Origin of the sequence: Rossellomorea sp. LjRoot5 (genome assembly GCF_964253455.1) — a bacterium.
Classification (GTDB): Bacteria; Bacillota; Bacilli; order Bacillales; family Bacillaceae_B; genus Rossellomorea.
The window spans coordinates 2,666,556-2,684,106 of the sequence record NZ_CAXUQN020000001.1; the positions used below are offsets into that span (position 1 = coordinate 2,666,556).

Annotated in this window: 18 protein-coding genes; all 18 read right to left on the reverse strand. The window is 42.1% G+C overall.

Translation table 11 applies throughout. The annotated features are described in order from the left end of the window. Positions 1 to 51 precede the first annotated feature (51 nt). Positions 52 to 441 carry a TIGR02530 family flagellar biosynthesis protein gene (locus tag ACSQ2E_RS13660; protein WP_435991335.1) on the reverse strand — a complete coding sequence of 130 codons (390 nt, stop codon included), beginning with the start codon at positions 439 to 441 and terminating at the stop codon, positions 52 to 54. A gap of 11 nt (positions 442 to 452) precedes the next feature. Continuing rightward, positions 453 to 1,085: a flagellar hook assembly protein FlgD gene (gene flgD, locus ACSQ2E_RS13665; RefSeq protein ID WP_435991337.1), complete on the reverse strand. Its 633-nt coding sequence runs from the start codon at positions 1,083 to 1,085 to the stop codon at positions 453 to 455. An 8-nt stretch (positions 1,086 to 1,093) separates the two neighbouring features. Next, positions 1,094 to 2,362, reverse strand: a complete 1,269-nt coding sequence (locus ACSQ2E_RS13670) for a flagellar hook-length control protein FliK (RefSeq protein ID WP_435991339.1) — start codon at positions 2,360 to 2,362, stop codon at positions 1,094 to 1,096. Between the two features lie 30 nt (positions 2,363 to 2,392). Next, positions 2,393 to 2,983, reverse strand: coding sequence for a MotE family protein (locus tag ACSQ2E_RS13675; RefSeq protein WP_435991341.1), 591 nt, complete (start codon positions 2,981 to 2,983; stop codon positions 2,393 to 2,395). 4 nt (positions 2,984 to 2,987) lie between these two features. Further along, positions 2,988 to 3,434 carry a flagellar export protein FliJ gene (fliJ, locus tag ACSQ2E_RS13680; protein ID WP_435991343.1) on the reverse strand — a complete coding sequence of 149 codons (447 nt, stop codon included), beginning with the start codon at positions 3,432 to 3,434 and terminating at the stop codon, positions 2,988 to 2,990. A gap of 5 nt (positions 3,435 to 3,439) precedes the next feature. Further along, positions 3,440 to 4,759, reverse strand: a complete 1,320-nt coding sequence (gene fliI / locus ACSQ2E_RS13685) for a flagellar protein export ATPase FliI (protein ID WP_435991345.1) — start codon at positions 4,757 to 4,759, stop codon at positions 3,440 to 3,442. Next, entirely contained in the window at positions 4,756 to 5,529 is a 774-nt protein-coding gene (gene fliH, locus ACSQ2E_RS13690) for a flagellar assembly protein FliH (RefSeq protein ID WP_435991347.1), read from the reverse strand. The genes fliI and fliH overlap by 4 nt, the downstream gene beginning before the upstream one ends. Next, complete coding sequence (gene fliG, locus ACSQ2E_RS13695) at positions 5,522 to 6,535, reverse strand: flagellar motor switch protein FliG (RefSeq protein WP_060669737.1); 1,014 nt, start codon at positions 6,533 to 6,535, stop codon at positions 5,522 to 5,524. The genes fliH and fliG overlap by 8 nt, the downstream gene beginning before the upstream one ends. An 11-nt stretch (positions 6,536 to 6,546) precedes the next feature. Then, entirely contained in the window at positions 6,547 to 8,145 is a 1,599-nt protein-coding gene (gene fliF / locus ACSQ2E_RS13700; protein ID WP_435991349.1) for a flagellar basal-body MS-ring/collar protein FliF, read from the reverse strand. A 33-nt stretch (positions 8,146 to 8,178) separates the two neighbouring features. Then, on the reverse strand, positions 8,179 to 8,484 hold the full coding sequence (gene fliE / locus ACSQ2E_RS13705) for a flagellar hook-basal body complex protein FliE (protein ID WP_254651320.1): 306 nt from the start codon (positions 8,482 to 8,484) through the stop codon (positions 8,179 to 8,181). A gap of 17 nt (positions 8,485 to 8,501) precedes the next feature. Next, positions 8,502 to 8,963: a flagellar basal body rod protein FlgC gene (gene flgC, locus ACSQ2E_RS13710; protein WP_435991352.1), complete on the reverse strand. Its 462-nt coding sequence runs from the start codon at positions 8,961 to 8,963 to the stop codon at positions 8,502 to 8,504. Between the two features lie 2 nt (positions 8,964 to 8,965). Continuing rightward, a complete protein-coding gene (gene flgB, locus ACSQ2E_RS13715) occupies positions 8,966 to 9,355 on the reverse strand; it encodes a flagellar basal body rod protein FlgB (protein WP_435991354.1) in 390 nt (129 codons plus the stop codon). Positions 9,356 to 9,978: 623 nt separating this feature from the next. Beyond that, positions 9,979 to 10,758, reverse strand: coding sequence for a GTP-sensing pleiotropic transcriptional regulator CodY (gene codY / locus ACSQ2E_RS13720; protein ID WP_435991356.1), 780 nt, complete (start codon positions 10,756 to 10,758; stop codon positions 9,979 to 9,981). Positions 10,759 to 10,854: 96 nt separating this feature from the next. Continuing rightward, on the reverse strand, positions 10,855 to 12,267 hold the full coding sequence (gene hslU / locus ACSQ2E_RS13725) for an HslU--HslV peptidase ATPase subunit (protein WP_435994544.1): 1,413 nt from the start codon (positions 12,265 to 12,267) through the stop codon (positions 10,855 to 10,857). 66 nt (positions 12,268 to 12,333) lie between these two features. Further along, complete coding sequence (hslV, locus tag ACSQ2E_RS13730) at positions 12,334 to 12,876, reverse strand: ATP-dependent protease subunit HslV (protein ID WP_060669750.1); 543 nt, start codon at positions 12,874 to 12,876, stop codon at positions 12,334 to 12,336. A 20-nt stretch (positions 12,877 to 12,896) separates the two neighbouring features. Continuing rightward, complete coding sequence (gene xerC / locus ACSQ2E_RS13735) at positions 12,897 to 13,796, reverse strand: tyrosine recombinase XerC (RefSeq protein WP_435991358.1); 900 nt, start codon at positions 13,794 to 13,796, stop codon at positions 12,897 to 12,899. Positions 13,797 to 13,857: 61 nt separating this feature from the next. Continuing rightward, the gene (trmFO, locus tag ACSQ2E_RS13740) at positions 13,858 to 15,156 is read right to left on the reverse strand and encodes an FADH(2)-oxidizing methylenetetrahydrofolate--tRNA-(uracil(54)-C(5))-methyltransferase TrmFO (protein ID WP_435991360.1); all 1,299 of its coding nucleotides are present in this window, start codon (positions 15,154 to 15,156) and stop codon (positions 13,858 to 13,860) included. Between the two features lie 225 nt (positions 15,157 to 15,381). After that, positions 15,382 to 17,457 carry a type I DNA topoisomerase gene (topA, locus tag ACSQ2E_RS13745; protein ID WP_435991362.1) on the reverse strand — a complete coding sequence of 692 codons (2,076 nt, stop codon included), beginning with the start codon at positions 17,455 to 17,457 and terminating at the stop codon, positions 15,382 to 15,384. Positions 17,458 to 17,551: the final 94 nt, after the last annotated feature.

A 17,551-nucleotide genomic window follows, 5' to 3' on the forward strand; every position in this document is an offset into this window, starting at 1 on the left:
GTGCTGCTTCGGTCATTCCACAGCATATAGGCTTCCTTCTCGAGGTCCGGCCTATGAATCGATTAATATGGTTCCATTAATGTTGGTGAATATTTGAGAATTTGCTTCTTCACGGTCCAACGCAGTAATCACCGTCTGGTTCTTCGCACTTACAATCAATGCGGCATCTTTCAGTATCACCAGTGAGTCCTGTACACCCTTTTTCTTCGCTTCTTTCACTTTCTCCCCTATCTTCTCCCACGTTTCAGAAGGGATCGAGATTCCTCTTTTTTCCATCCTTGCTTTTGCATGTTTGCTGATTTGCATTGGAGGGACATCTTGAATGGCCTTATCCAATTGGGTTGCAAATGATGTAGAAGAGCGGGTAGATCGATTAACTGATTTACTGTGATAATTATGCGTGATAGGTTGCGGTGAGCGGTGGAAGAACGTTTTTTCCATATTACCACTCCCTAAGATTCAATTTTCAACAATGCATTACTGGAGATTTTCTCACCTGATTCTGTATGAACCCATATTTGGGAATCCTTTTTCGAAACAGATTGAACCACTCCGCTCAGTTCTCCATCCTCCCCACTCCATGTCACCTTCTTGCCTATTAACATAGATGCGCTTACGAGGGATGAATCCCCGCTTCCTGATGTATTCACTTGAGAAATATTCCCCGGGGTCAAGATCGTTCCATCTTCCATGATGAATTCAACAGAGTCCCCTTTAAAACGGACACCCTTAACTAGGCCCTGTCCTTCTTCAATTTCAGGTACTTCATCAGATTCAGATTCAATGATCTTATGCCAGGTCACTTCTTTCCCTACAAATTGATTATAAGAAATCAATTGTGTCTGACTTTGATTATCCACGAATTTCTCCATTGTCTGGGTAAGATTGGTCATTTGTTCCAGGGAAGAAAATGTCGCCATTTGTGCAATGAAATCCTTGTCCTGCATGGGATTCATCGGGTCTTGATTTTGCAACTGGGTCATAAGGATTTTAAGGAAATCATCTTTCCCTAAAATATCCCCCCCTGCTTCACGCTTTTTAGCCTGAACAGTGGAATATAGTAAACTGGGATCTATTTTCGTCATGTCATCACCTATATTTCAGTATTTACGAGATAATCTTTGAAAGATGGCATCTCCTCTTCATGTGTCGATTCAGCTTGATCGGATTGTTTCTGTTTGTGCTGGTGAGATTGCTGCTCGGAATGACCTTTATACTGGCGCTCAGTATCCGTGAATGCCTGTGAGATTTCGATCTTCTCAACATTCAGATTCTGGGCACTGAAAGCATGTTTCAACCCATGAATCTGTGAATCCAGCATTTCTTTGGCACTTGTGGTAGATGCCAGGATCTTCGCTGTCATGACTCCATTTTGCTGCAATAATTCAATTCTTAAAGAACCCAATTGTTCTGGATACAGTTTAATCAAGAGCTTACTCATATTTGGTTGGGACATCATATTCGATTTACCCAGGATGTTCTGAAATTCTTTAACAAATTGCTCGTATTGAAGGGAGCGGCTTGTTTGTGGCAGATTCATTGAAAAGGTTTCAGCCTTAGGCAGAACAAAATGAAGATTGGTTCCCTGTATCGGTTGAATGCCCTTCTTATCATTTGAGCCGTTCAATTCAGGATTCTTCTCAATCGTTTCTTCAGTCCCCCGGCGCGTATAGGCTTCACGCAGTACTCTTGACCAGTCACCTGACGTTTGTGCAAGTTTCGGTAAGGTACCCTCAATCCCGGATTGAATATTCTTCACCACAGCCTTTAGCTCCGCTGCTTTAGAAGCATCAGTGACATGCATATCACGGTTACGAGCAAAAAGCTCCATTACTTTTGCTAATTTAACGGCGACTTCAATTTCTCCTTGGCTATTTAATTCTTTTAAAGAGTTTTCAACAGTTGACTTTGCTCCTTTGATATCCTTTGAAAGGACGGACTGCAATAATTGAAGTGTACCAAGCAGATCTTCATAAACATCCTCAACCTGCTCCGGTTCGACAGGTGACCCCGTTCCCAAAATGACAGACTTCAAATTAGAAAAAAGTGTTGTGATTCCTTCCGAACTTACCCCCAAAATATCTGCAATTTGACTAACATCAAGTTCTTTCACTTGTGATAGTTGATCCAACTGCTCTTGAGAGAGGCCGAGATCCTCCAGTTTACCAGCTGCAAGGATTGCTTCCATATTTACGAGAAATGACAGGGTATCCTTTGCCTTAACTTCTTTCAATTCACTGCTTTGGTTGGCGACAAACCCTAAAAGATGCTGTGAAAAGCCAATTTCTTTTTTTGCAAGATTCGCTTCCTTATACACAGGTGATGCAGCGTTTACCCTTTGTGTAGCGATTCCGATTTCCATTCATTCACCTCCTTTAAAGAAACAAACTGATCATTCCTCAGCTGATAGAAGACTTGTGTATCTTGCAGCATCCTTTGGCGGCATCTTTTCTAAAATGTCTGCAAGCATATCCGGTTTAATGTTTGAAAGGATCTTCATCGCCTCTTCATCTTCCATGTTCATGAGGACCGGAGCGGCGCTTTTCGCAGACATCGCTTCAAAGGTATTGACTACCTCCTTAAAAGCACGTTTGTTGTCTTCACCAATCTGTCGCAGTTCATTCATTTCTTCCTTCTGCTGTTGGATGGTTGCCTGAAGTTGCTCGTTGTCACTGTCTTTTTTATCCATTTCACTTTGAAGCTGGACTATTTTGGCTTCTTGATCTTCCATCGAAGCGTTTAATGAAATAATTCTCTCTTGTAATTGTTTTCTGTCCTCTCCATCATCTGAAGGGATGACCTTTGCCAAAAAAGGAATTTCCGATCCTAGTGATTGCACTTTTTCAAAGATATTGATTCCTGCAAACGTCATGATGACCAAAGCGAAGGTGATAGCAAACAAGAGAGGAATGACGATGATAAAAATGAATCTTTGGAAACGATTATGTGAATCTTTCTTTTCCTCTTCGATTACCTTTGCCACGAAATCACCTAACTCCCCGTTTCAAATATTGAACAACCGACACTTCGTCTAACTGCTTGTTTTCCATCGATTGGATGTTTTGATGAAACCGATCTAGATCTTTCTCTTTCATTTTTTCGTATTTTTTCACTTCCACATTCATATCCACCAGCTTTTCTTCATACCAATTCATCCGATTCCTCGCTTGGATCACCAAATCCTGGTAATAAGAGATGGTCTTTTCAAGATTGGTGATGAACTGTTGATGATGACGGATATCCTGGACTGATAAGCCCCCCTGTAATTTACTCTCCTGATGGAGCTCCAGGGTTTCTTTCTTTTTCAAAAATTCATATAGCTTACCCGCAACGGTTTCAAACTTTTCGATGGAACTCCTGTACATCTCCTGGACTTCATCTTTTTCTTTTTCTTTTAATGTTAAAATTCGTTGGAATTTATATTGATAACTCATTCGGATCATCCACCTTTTTCCGATAGCTTGATAAGCTCACCAACACTCGAGGGTAGAGAAATCTGTTCGTATACACCCTGCTTAAGAAAGGAGATGATTTCCGGATAATAGTTGATGGCTTCATCCACTTCACGGGAAGTTCCTTTTTTGTAAGCACCTATTTGAATCAAATCTTCTGAGTTCATATAGGTACTCAATAACTCTCTTATTCTAGTGGCAGCTTGTAAATGTTCTTTAGAAGCGAGGTGATTCATTAACCGGCTGACACTCTTCAGAATGTTAATGGCAGGATATTGACCACGATTCGAAATCTGACGGTCGAGTACGATATGACCGTCGAGTATCCCCCTCACTGTGTCTGAAATAGGCTCATTCAAATCATCACCATCTACTAGAACGGTATAAAACGCCGTAATGCTTCCATGGAGGTTTGTTCCTGTTCTTTCGAGTAGCTTCGGTAAAATAGCGAATACGGAAGGAGTATAGCCTTTCGTTGTAGGCGGTTCACCAACCGCCAACCCGATTTCCCTCTGTGCCATGGCTACCCGGGTGGCAGAATCCATCATCAGCATGACATTCATGCCTTTATCACGGAAGTATTCCGCAATCGCTGTTGCCGTAAAGGCGCCTTTAATTCTCATAAGTGCAGGCTGGTCGGATGTGGCAGACACTACAATCGTTCTCTGCAATCCTTCTTCACCTAAATCTCTTTCAATGAATTCTCTTACTTCCCGTCCGCGTTCCCCTACCAGTGCGATGACGTTTAAATCAGCTTTCGTATTTCTGGCGATCATTCCAAGTAATGTACTTTTTCCCACACCACTTCCCGCAAAGATTCCTACCCTTTGCCCTTTACCGACGGTCAACATGCTGTCGATGGCTTTTACGCCAACTTCCATTTTTTCATCAATCGGAGGTCTTGATAATGGATTGGGTGGCTCCTGCTCTGTATAGGCAGTGCTTAATCCCGACGGTAATTGGCTGCCATCAAGGGGATGCCCCAGGGAATCAATCACCTTTCCGATTAACGACGGCCCAATTTTGATTTCTAATGGTTTTGCCGTTGCTTCGACTAAACTGCCTGGTGAGATATCCTGCATGTTGGTATATGGCATAAGGATCACCAAATCATCATTAAAACCGACCACCTCTGCTTGTATCACTTTTCGTTTGCCACGGGAGAGGATATGGATATGACACACTTCACCTACAGAACTTTCAGGACCTTGAGACTCGATCATCAAACCGACTACCCGTTTCACTTTCCCGAATTTTTTGAAAGTTGGGATATGAGGGATATGAGAGATAAGATCTGCTGCTTTCATTCCACATCACCTTCAAGAAGATGGTGAAGCTTCAGCTTCAATTCTTTTAATTGAGAATCCACACTGACAATGACCCGTCCTTGATTCGTTTCAATATAGCATTCCTCAGGGAGAAGATCATCGTTGGCATAGATGAAGCATTGAATATCAGTGGGAAACATTACTTCCAGTTCAGACTTGTTTTCAGCAAGGAGCTTATGTCTCGTTGGATGCACATGTATTTGGATATGAGGTGAATCCCTCACTTCCTTTAGTCCCCGTTCCACAATGGAAAGAAATAAATCCGGTTCTTCCTTCATTTTTTGATTCATGATTTTCCCTGCACACGCTATCCCAAGATTAATGATGACTTTCTCTGCCCTTTGTATGTAACCCTCATACTGTTTCTTGTTGTTCTCTGTTATCTCATTTGCTTCCTGCAGTTTGTTCTCATATTCCCGGTAGCCTTTAATTCTTCCTTCTTCCTCCCCTTGCAGGAATCCGGCATTATATGCCTCTTGCATAAGCTGTTCCCGTTCTGTTATCCATCTTTCTTTTTCAAGTAACAACCGCTCTTCTTCTCGACGATTCTCCTCTATTGCTTCCCGGATGATTCGTTCAGCTTCAATGGTCGCTTGTTCTATGATGTGATCCCGTCGAAAAGATGCATTCCCTATTAACATATCTTCCTCTTGGGATACGTCTTCCAATGGCTTCACTCTCTTAAGAGATATTACTTTCCGGTTTTCTTCAATAGATTGAGCTACGGTAGACTTAATGATCCTAGACAATAATATCGTCTCCTCCACCACGGGCGATGATGATTTCACCTGAATCCTCTAACCTTCTTATGACTGCTACAATCCGTGACTGTGCTTCTTCAACATCCCGCAATCGGACAGGCCCCATGAATTCCATTTCTTCTTTAAGGGTCTCAACCATCCGGTTCGACATATTCCTGAATACCACTTCTTTCACTTCATCACTTGACACTTTAAGTGAGAGAAGCAGATCTTCATTATCACAATCCCTGATCACACGCTGGATGGAACGGCCATCGAGTGTGACAATATCTTCAAACACAAACATTCTCTTTTTGATTTCTTCGGCTAATTCCGGATCTTGTATCTCCAAGGCATCAAGGATGGTTTTCTCTGTCGAACGATCTACCCCGTTCAACACTTCCACTACCGCTTCCACCCCGCCGGTTTGTGTATAATCCTGTGTAACGGTCGCTGAAAGCTTCCTTTCAAGGATCGCTTCCACCTCACTGATCACTTCAGGAGAGGTACCATCCATCACAGCAATCCTTCTTGCGATATCTGCTTGGACTTCCTGGGGAAGCTCTGAAAGTATCTGACCTGCTTGTTGAGGGTCAAGATAAGATAGAATCAACGCAATCGTTTGAGGATGTTCATTCTGGATGAAGTTAAGAATTTGAGCTGCATCCGCTCTTCTTGCAAAGTCAAAGGGTTTGACCTGTAAGGAAGAGGTTAGACGATTAATGATGGCTAGCGCCTGTTCAGATCCAAGTGCCTTCTCCAAGACAGTCTTTGCATAGCCAATTCCACCCTGTGAGATATAGTCCTGCGCAATGGCGATTTGATGAAATTCCTCTAAAATATCTTCCTTAGCTTCCGTTTCTACCTTCTTCACTCCGGAAATCTCTAATGTCAATTTCTCGATATCTTCTTCCGACAAATGCTTGTAAACGGATGCTGATACATCAGGACCAAGAGAGATCAGGAGGATGGCCGCCTTTTGTTTTCCTGTTAAACCTTTCTCTCTTCTAACCATGTTCATTCCTCCTAATCCTCTGCTAACCAGGTGCGTAACAGTTTCGCGAATTCTTCCGGTTTATCTTTAGCCATTTTTTCCAGCTGCTTACGGCGAATCGAACCCTCTGTCTCTTCTTTGGGTTCAATATCCGGAATCTGGACCGGCTCTCTTGTTTCTTCATATTCCAATTCATCAGTCGATTCTTTCTTTCTTGAACGTAATAAGAAAAATACTAAAAGAAGAATCACTACAAGGAGAATCCCCCCCACAACATATGTCCACCAAGGCAGTACAGGCTTCTCTTCAGATGCAACATCCACTTTCCCATTGAACGGTTGAACCGAGACGACGACCTTTTCTGCAATCGCGTCATCTGTGAGTTCCGGGTTCGCTTCCTTATCAATGGACGTTCGTACGATCGTGGATAATACTTGACGTATATCATCGACCCTGTCCTGTGGTAATGACGATTCTTTTTCTGGATCAGGCGGTTCCACCATAACCTGTATTCCCAGGTCTCTAATCTTGTAAGGACTTTCTACAATCTCTTTTTTGATCCGATTGACTTCATTATTAATCGTTTCTTCCATGCGTTCATAATCACCATTCGATTCTGAACTGGACCCGTATGTAACACCGCTATTCGTCGGCTCGTTGGCATCGCCGGCACCTGGTGTCCCTCCTGGAGCAGCACCTTCACCCGAGAATGTTTCCGTAATACGCTGAGCACTGACTGCGATCCCTTCCATATTTTCTTCATCGACAGGGGTCACAAGGTTTTCTTCGCGGTTTTCCTGGGTAAAGTCAATATCAGTTGTCACGGAAACAACTACCTTATTAAAGCCGATCAGCGTACCGAGCATGTTTTGCACCTGACGTTGAATATCACGCTCGACTTCTTTCTTTACATTCATTTGCTGAGCAAAATTTCCACTTCCCATGGAATTATTTTGAGATTCTAAATCAAAGTACTCAAAATATTGATTCATGATGGCGATATTCTCTGTAGGAAGGTCTGGAACACTTTTCGAAACAAGATGATAAAGTGATTTGATTTGCTTTTGATCAAATGTGTAACCCGGCTTCGTATCCAAGACAATGGAGGCAGATGCATTTTGCACATCATCATTTAAGAAAATCTGCTTCTCAGGAAGATTGATCATGACTTTTGCATCCTGTATGCCGTCGATCCCTTTCATCAAATCGGCTAATTCCGTTTGCATGGCGTCCAATTTCATAACATTGAACTCATTATCGGTCATGCCGAATCCGGCATTTTGACTGAAGAAAGAATAGTCGATGCTCCCAGAGTTAGGTATCCCCTCTGCCGCCAGTTCAACTTTCAGTGTATCCACTTGTTCTTTAGGGACCATGATTGTCGATCCACTATCGGTAATTTCTGAAGGGATTCCCCTGCCATCCAGATTCTCTTTGATGGTTCCCGTCTCAGAAGGTGATAAATTACTATATAAGGGTTCGAGAGTCGTCCGCGTTGAAAAATAACTAACCGCACTAATCAGGATGACGGCAATCAGAAAGATGGCTCCCATGCTTATTTTTTGTTTTTTTGTTCTACTTGTCCAATACGACTTTATTTGCTCTGTATATTTCTTAAACGATTCATTCATTACAATCCTCCGGTACTCGACTGCATGAGCCTACTACATTGGCATTCTCATTATCTCTTGATAAGCTTCCACTACTTTGTTACGGACTTCCATTGTCGTTTGCAGGGTAATGCTCGCCTTTTGTGAAGCGATCATCACTTGATGGAGATCAACGTTCTCACCCCGTACAAGTTTTTCCGTTAATTGATCGGACTGCACTTGCATCTTATTGACTTCGTCGATGGACTTTTTAAGTAATTGACTGAAGTTTTCCGTTGCATCTGAAGGAGAACTATTTTTTTTATCAAATGACGGACTTATAACAGCCGGAGTTACCGAACTAATATTGTGTATGGCCATAGAACTACAACCTTTCTTTATTTACCAATTTCTAATGACTTCATTAACATTGCTTTGTTTGCATTAAATACAGTCACATTTGCTTCATAGGAGCGTGTAGCTGAAATGAGGTCTACCATCTCCCGCAGGGGATCGACATTCGGCAGGCGTATATATCCATCATCATTTGCATCGGGGTGCAGAGGGTCATAAACCATTTTAAATGGTGTTTCATCATCCTCTATAATCCGTGAAACTTTCACTCCACTGCCAATTGAGTGGTTGTCTTTTGTGTTCATCGCCTGATTTAAAAAAGAAGAAAACTGATCTCCCTTTGGCGCCATCACGACAGACTTGCGCTGATAAGGCTGCCACTCACCATTCACCATTTTGCCTCTCGTTGTATCCACATTGGCCATGTTGGACGAAATGACGTCCATCCTCAAGCGCTGGGCCGTCAATGCAGAAGCCGTTGTAATCATTCCTGTAAATAATCCCATTCTTACTTGCCACCCCTTATAACAGATTGCAGACTGTTAAACTTTCCATTTATCCGGTCTGACAGGGCATTAAAATAAATTTGATTCGTTGCCATCTCTGACATTTCCTGATCCAGATCCACACCATTCCCATTATGATTGTACTGAAAAGAGGATTTCGTCTTTACGGCAGGGTGTTGACTGTTTGTTCGAAAGGTAAAATGTCGTTGATTCGTTCTTTTCGCTCCCAGTTGTTGGGTGGACTGATCTAATATCGACTTAAACTCTACTTTTTTCGCTTTATAATTCGGTGTATCGACATTGGCAATATTTTGAGAAATCACTTTCTGATTTAACGAGGCATAATTCAGCCCGTTTTCGAGTGTTGAAAAGGTGTTGGAAAAAAGTTTCATTTTAGGCACCTCTATCCGTTTTTTTGACATGTATCAACTATTTTTGACATATTTATCATACAACAGTATTTATTGTAATGTTTAGCGTGTTTAGTGTCTATGAATATTCCGTAAATTTTAAAGAAAAATGGCGATATTCATCGAATTCGTGACTTTCCATTCACTTTTAAACCTTATATTCCCATGGATAAATTTACAATTAAAGTTGGTTTTTTCTCGTTTTGTTACATCAATATTACAAAGGGATGAAACGGTAAGGAAGCAGTGCACCATACATATCCGCAATTGACCGGTCATTTACGAGAAATCTATTCTCAATATGCATAAGAAAACTTCACCTAAGATCCAGGTGAATCCTTAAACCCCAATATTTATCACTCAACTCGGAAGGTTGTCGAATTTGGTCGTAACATTGTTGTAACTTTATTGTACTATCACCACCATAGATGACAATACTAAAAGAACAATTGCCGATAGTCCATTCGACTTATTTTCCCTAAACAATCTGACATTTCACTTCAAACAACCCATAAAAGCTGAGAAAGCTATCGCACTGTCAATTATGATTTCAATTTAAAAATATAAAAAAGCTGTTTCCCCGAAAGGGAAACAGCTTTTTTATATTAGTTTGTACGCAATTTATCCAGTTCCACCAAGAATTTATTATTTAATACCTTGATGTAAGTACCTTTCATTCCCAGGGAACGGGATTCAATCACGCCTGCACTTTCGAGCTTGCGAAGGGCGTTGACGATAACTGAGCGCGTAATTCCGACTCTATCGGCAATTTTAGAAGCAACCAGAAGTCCTTCATTTCCATTTAGCTCTTCAAAGATGTGTTCAATGGCTTCTAACTCACTGTATGAAAGGGAGCTGATTGCCATTTGGACGACAGCCTTGCTTCTCGCTTCCACTTCGATTTCTTCGGCTTTTTCACGAAGGATCTCCATCCCTACCACAGTTGCACCATATTCAGCGAGAATCAGATCATCATCTTCAAAGCTTTCTTCAAGGCGGGCAAGGATTAATGTTCCTAATCTTTCACCCCCACCGATGATAGGGACGATGGTCGTCAAACCACTTTTGAAAAACTCTCTATTTTCAACAGGGAAAGCGGTATATTCGCTATTCACATCCAGGTTGGGAGACGTTTCCTGTACATTAAATAAATTTTGAGTATACTCCTCAGGAAATTGACGGTCAGCAAGCATTTGCTTCATTCGCTCATTTTCGATTTGTTGATTGATGGCATAGCCAAGTAGTTTCCCACGACGGCTGACCACAAACACATTCGCCTCAATCACTTGACTTAATGTTTCTGACATTTCTTTAAAGTTCACCGGTTTCCCAGCTGCTTTTTGCAGCATAGCATTGATCGTTCTTGTTTTACCTAATAAATTCATTACGTTTCCTCCTACTACAACTAAAGTGTATCTATTATTTAATTTTATATGATCCTTAATCCATCTACCTATACCCCATAAAGGGTAAGAAAAAACTTAAAGAATGAACTGACTAAGATCCTTATCTTTTGAAATGGCGCCAAGTTTATCATCCACATATTGCGGAGTGATTTTAACCGTATCAAGGGTGATATCAGGCGCTTCAAAGGATAGGTCTTCAAGTAGTTTTTCCATGATCGTGTGAAGTCTTCTGGCTCCGATATTATCGGTATTTTGGTTTACATCATAAGCGATTTCAGCAAGTCTACGAATAGCATCGTCAGAAAATTCAATTTGTATACCTTCTGTATCCATTAAAGCGATATATTGTTTAATGATGGCATTATCAGGTTCAACAAGGATTCGCACAAAGTCTTCTGTAGACAACTTCTGAAGTTCCACCCTGATGGGGAAACGTCCCTGTAATTCAGGGATAAGATCAGAAGGTTTACTCATGTGGAAGGCACCTGCTGCAATGAAAAGGACATGATCTGTTTTCACGGAACCATATTTAGTTACAACGGTCGATCCCTCCACCACAGGGAGGATATCACGCTGGACACCTTCTCTGGATACATCCGCTGAAGATTGCCCTGAGCTTTTGCTGGCAATCTTATCGATTTCATCAATGAAGATGATCCCGGATTGCTCGGCACGAATGATTGCCTCCTGGGTCACTTCATCCATATCAATCAGCTTTTGGGCTTCCTCATTCGTCAGTACCACTCTTGCTTCTTTCACCTTCAATTTTCGCTTTTTCTTTTTCTTCGGCATGAAACTACTGAGGGCATCCTGCATATTCATCCCCATTTGTTCCATTCCTGAGCCTTGAAGCATATCAAACATGGACGCTTGCTGCTCCTCGACTTCAATCGTGATGAATTCCTCTTCCAATTCACCATTTTCGAGTCTTATTTCCATTCTTCTTCTTTGCTCTTGGAGTGAAATCTCTTCCTGCTTTTCTTCCTCTTCTTCAGATGTACCTTGTGTCCCGTTGCCGCCGAAGATCATTTCGAATGGGTTCTTATAAGAAGAGGATTTCTTTTTGGACGGTACCACAAGCTCTACCAGGCGGCGACTTGCATTTTCAGCTGCTCTTTCCCGGACACCGACCATTTTCTCCTCTTTTACCAGGCGTACGGATGTCTCAACCAGATCTCTGACCATCGATTCAACATCACGTCCAACATAACCCACTTCCGTAAACTTGGTTGCCTCCACTTTCACAAATGGTGCACGGACCAATTTTGCGATCCTTCTGGCTATTTCCGTTTTACCGACACCAGTCGGCCCCATCATCAGGATGTTCTTTGGAATCACTTCATCCTTCAATACATCGGCCAGAAGGCTCCGTCTATAACGATTCCTCAGCGCAACGGCGACCGCTCTCTTGGCATCCTTCTGGCCAACAATATATTGATCCAATCGTTCAACTATTTGCCTGGGGGTTAAGTGATCAGTACTCTTCATCAAATGGCACACTCCTTACTTTCCTATAGTGTGAGAGAATATCTATTCTTACCTGGACTTTCCAGATTAGAGCTCTTCAACGATAATCTGGTTATTCGTATATACACATATATCGGCAGCGATTTGAAGGGAAGATCGGGCGATTTCCTTAGCAGTCAAGTGGTCTCCGGCATACTGCTTTAATGCCCTGCCGGCAGATAAAGCGTAATTCCCACCGGAACCGATGGCCAGGATTCCATCATCCGGTTCAATCACTTCACCTGTCCCTGAAATTAACAGAAGGTGGCTTTCATCCATAACAATCAACATCGCTTCAAGCTTTCTCAGTACTTTATCGCTCCTCCATTGTTTCGCGAGCTCGACTGCTGCTCTTGGAAGATTACCGTTGAACTCCTGAAGCTTCCCTTCAAACATTTCAGACAAAGTAAACGCATCGGCAACAGATCCCGCGAATCCAGCCAATACTTTTCCATTAAAAAGCTTTCGTACTTTTTTTGCTGTATGCTTCATGACAACTGAATTACCGAATGTAACCTGCCCGTCACCGGACATCGCACACTTGCCATTATGCTGTACGGCAAAAATAGTGGTTGCGTGGAATTGTTCCATTTCCTAAACCTCCAACTCTTCTAAGCACGTGGATGATGTGCTAAATACGTTTTTCGTAACTGATCCTTGGATACATGGGTATACAGTTGGGTGGATGAAAGCTGAGCGTGTCCAAGAAGTTCCTGAACCGTCCTTAAATCGGCGCCATTATTCAACAAATGCGTTGCAAACGTGTGACGCAGCATATGGGGATGTATCTTCCCCGTCAAAGATGCTTTCTCGATGATCTTATTTAAAATAAGACGAATGCCTCTTTGGGTTAATGCTCCACCACGATGGTTGACCAGCAATTGAGTATGGGACCCATCCTTCGCAAGCTTCGGCCGGGAATGTAATATGTATTGTTCTAAGGCATCATGTGCAAAGCTTCCAAATGGGACATACCTCTCTTTTTTCCCTTTTCCTTTTACCAGGAGCGTAGACATCCCAAGGTCCACGTCACCCAACTGTATATTCGTACACTCACTTACACGGATTCCCGTCGCATAAAGAAGTTCGAATATGGCCAGGTTACGCATTTCCAAAGGGGTATCCCCATCACAAGCATCCAGCAGAGCCTTTATTTCCTCCTCATAAAAAAAGGAAGGCAATCGCTGTTCTTTCTTCGGAAGGTTAACAAACGAAAAGGGGTTATCGAGTAGTTGTTTTTCCCGATTTAAATAACGGTAAAAGCTTCTTATGCTCGATACCTTCCTTGAGACGGAAGATCTCTTTAAACCCTGATCATGCAGCTTAGTTAAAAAAAGTCGTGCATCAGAATACTCGACCTCTTTTAATGAACGTAAACCTTGTTCTTTCATAAATACGTAAAACTCTTCAATATCATGACGATATTGTTCAAATGTATGAACAGAATAATGTTTTTCTATTTGTAAATATTCAGTAAAGGAAAGTAATTGTTCACCTAATTGCTTATTCATGTTTAACACCTCACAAGGGCTACTAAATAGTAACACAACCGTGGGACCCTTGCAATGAATTTTACACTTTTTTCACAAAGTTCTGAATTGTTTCCAAGGCCCGGTTTGCATGTTGCTCATTACGTTCTTTCTTTCCTTTTACCTTTTTTGGTAATTCCGGGAAAAGACCGAAATTCGCATTCATCGGTTGAAAGTTATGTTTATTCGCTGTAGTGATATATCTTGCCATACTTCCCATGGCCGTCTCATATGGAAATACAACGGGTTCTTCTTCTACTGCGAGTTTGGCCGCATTTATACCTGCTATCAATCCGCTTGCAGCAGATTCCACATATCCTTCCACACCTGTCATTTGACCAGCGAAAAACAGATTCTCATGATTTTTCAACTGATACGTATTCTTCAGAACATTAGGTGAATTGATGAAGGTATTCCTGTGCATGACGCCGTATCGGACAATATCTGCATTCTCAAGTCCAGGAATCAATTGAAGAACCTCTTTCTGTGGCCCCCACTTTAAATGGGTCTGGAATCCGACAATATTATAAAGGGTACCCGCGGCATCATCCTGTCTTAATTGTACAACGGCAAATGGACGTTTACCTGTTTTAGGATCTTCAAGTCCGACTGGCTTGAGGGGGCCGAATAACATCGTCTTCTTTCCGCGTGAAGCCATTACCTCTATTGGCATGCAACCTTCAAAGAATACTTCTTTCTCAAATTCTTTCACCGGAACCGTCTCCGCGGAAATAAGGGCTTCATAGAATCGATTGAATTCACTCTCGGTCATCGGGCAATTCAAGTATGCAGCTTCCCCTTTGTCATATCGGGACTTTAAATATACTTTATCCATATCGATGGAATCTTTCTCTATGATCGGGGCAGCCGCGTCATAGAAGTATAAATGTTCCTCCCCTGTCAGCCGTTTGATTTGATTGGAAAGACCTTCACTCGTCAGCGGCCCGGTAGCAACAATGGTGATCCCCTCCGGTAAATCCGTTACTTCCTCATTAAACACGGTAACATTCGGGTGGTTTTTCACTTTATCTGTGACAAGTGCTGCAAATTCATGGCGATCGACGGCGAGAGCGCCTCCAGCCGGTACAGAGCAGGCATCCGCTGCTGACAAGATGACTGAATCCAAATGTCTCATTTCTTCTTTTAATACTCCGACTGCATTCGTAAGTGTATTCGCTCTGAGTGAATTACTGCACACCAGTTCTGCAAACTTATCTGTATGGTGTGCAGGGGTTTTAATGATGGGTCTCATTTCAAAAAGGTTGACCTTTATCCCCCTTTTTGCAATCTGCCAAGCCGCTTCACTTCCTGCTAACCCTGCTCCAATAACATTTACTGACATTTGTTTTTAGACCTCCTACATCCCGAACGCTTTATCCACTTTGCATTGTACACCAAGGGACAATGATAAGAAAGATAATTGTATATTGAAAATATGTATCGTTTGTTACAAAGATTAAAAAAACACAAAAGGGCTGACCCACCAGGTAATAGAGAAATCACCTGTTGGAACAGTCCCTCGTTCCATTGTATTCGTTCATTGTTCAACAATCAATCGTTATAATCACTATTTCTGAGGTTCTTCTTTATAATCACAATTTATACATTGAATTTGATTACCCTTTTTAAGCTTCTTCTCCACGAGCAACTCTTCACATTTCGGACATTTCCGTTCAATCGGTTTATCCCATGATAAGAAATCACATTCAGGATACTGGTCACACCCGTAGAAAATACGCTTCTTCTTACTTTTACGCTCAATGATATTCCCTTTTTCACATTTAGGGCATTTCACACCGATTTCTTTCACGATCGGCTTGGTATTACGGCAATCGGGAAAATTGCTGCATGCCATAAACTTACCGTATCGTCCCATTTTGAATACCATTGCATGACCGCATTCCTCACAGTCTTCCCCGGCAGGTTCATCACGGATTTCAATTTTCTCCATTTCATTTTCCGCTTTTTCCAGATGTTTTTCAAAATCCTGATAAAAACGGTCAATGATTCTTTCCCACTTCACATTGCCATCCTCGATGTCATCCAGGCTCCGTTCCATGTTAGCTGTAAACTCCACATCTATGATATCAGGGAAGAATTCCCTCACTAACTCTAACACGATTTCTCCAAGCTCCGTCGGGATAAATCGCTTGTTATCCAGAGTAACGTATCCTCTCCTTTGAATCGTATCAAGGGTTGGAGCAAATGTGGACGGTCTTCCTATACCGAGTTCTTCCAACGTTTTCACGAGTCTTGCCTCGGTATATCTTGGCGGTGGCTGGGTGAAATGCTGATTTGGGTCGATGTTTTCACTTTTCACTTTATCTTTTTCTTCCAATGCAGGAAGGAAATTATCTTTTTCTTCTTTCTGATCATCCGATCCCTCAACATATACCTTCATAAAGCCGGGGAATTTCACTTTTGAACCAGACGCCCTGAACATGACGGAGCCGTTTACAAGATCTACACTCATAGTGTCCATGACAGCAGGTGCCATCTCACTTGCTACGAAACGTTCCCAAATCAATTTATAAAGGCGATATTGGTCCCGTGATAGGAACGGTTTAACCGAAGACGGATTCCTCAAGGTACTGGTCGGACGGACCGCTTCATGGGCATCCTGAGCTTTTTGTTGTTTTTTCTCTTTGCGCTCAGACTGCTTGATAAAATCCTGACCATATTTATTCACGATATATTCATTGGCTTCTTTCTGAGCTACTTCAGAAATCCGGGTGGAGTCCGTTCTCATGTATGTGATGAATCCGACGGTTCCTTGTTTCCCCATTTCGATTCCTTCGTATAATTGCTGTGCAAGCATCATCGTCTTCTTTGCCCTGAAATTTAATTTACGGGCTGCTTCCTGCTGAAGGGATGAAGTGGTAAAAGGCGGTGCTGGATTTCTCTTTCTTTCCTTCTTTGTGACTTTATTCACTTCGAAAGACTTCCCTTTCACCTTGCCAAGAACATCTTTTACTTCTTCTTCCGTCTTCAATTCCACCTTTTTACCGTCAATCCCATAGAAAGATGCCTGGAATGTATCATTACCTTTGGTGAATTCTGCTTCGATGGACCAATACTCTTCCGGAGTGAAGGCTTTGATTTCATTTTCCCTATCAATGATCAACCGGACTGCAACCGATTGTACCCTTCCTGCACTTAGTCCCTTTTTGACCTTTTTCCATAATAATGGACTGATGTTGTAACCAACCAACCGATCTAAAATTCTTCGTGCCTGCTGAGCATCAACCAGGTCCATATTGATGGCACGGGGATGCTTAAATGATTCTTTGATCGCATCCTTCGTGATTTCGTTGAAAACGACCCGGCATTCTGAAGTCGTATCCATATCAAGGCTGTGAGCCAAGTGCCAGGCAATTGCCTCCCCTTCTCTGTCGGGGTCGGCTGCGAGGAAGATTCTTTTCACTTTTTTTGCAGCGGTTTTTAATTCTTTTAATACAGGGCCTTTGCCGCGTATGGTGATATACTTTGGTTCAAATTCATTCTCGACATCGACGCCCATCTGACTTTTTGGCAAGTCCCTGACGTGGCCCATTGATGCCCTGACCTTATATTTTTTCCCTAAATAACGTTCAATCGTTTTCGCCTTAGCCGGCGATTCCACTATTACTAAATAATCTGCCATCCAATAAGCCTCCTTAAAGAGGAAAATAATCACTGTTTTATAGCACCTTGGAATGTTCTTTTAACAAGCACAAACGGAAACGTTTACACTTACA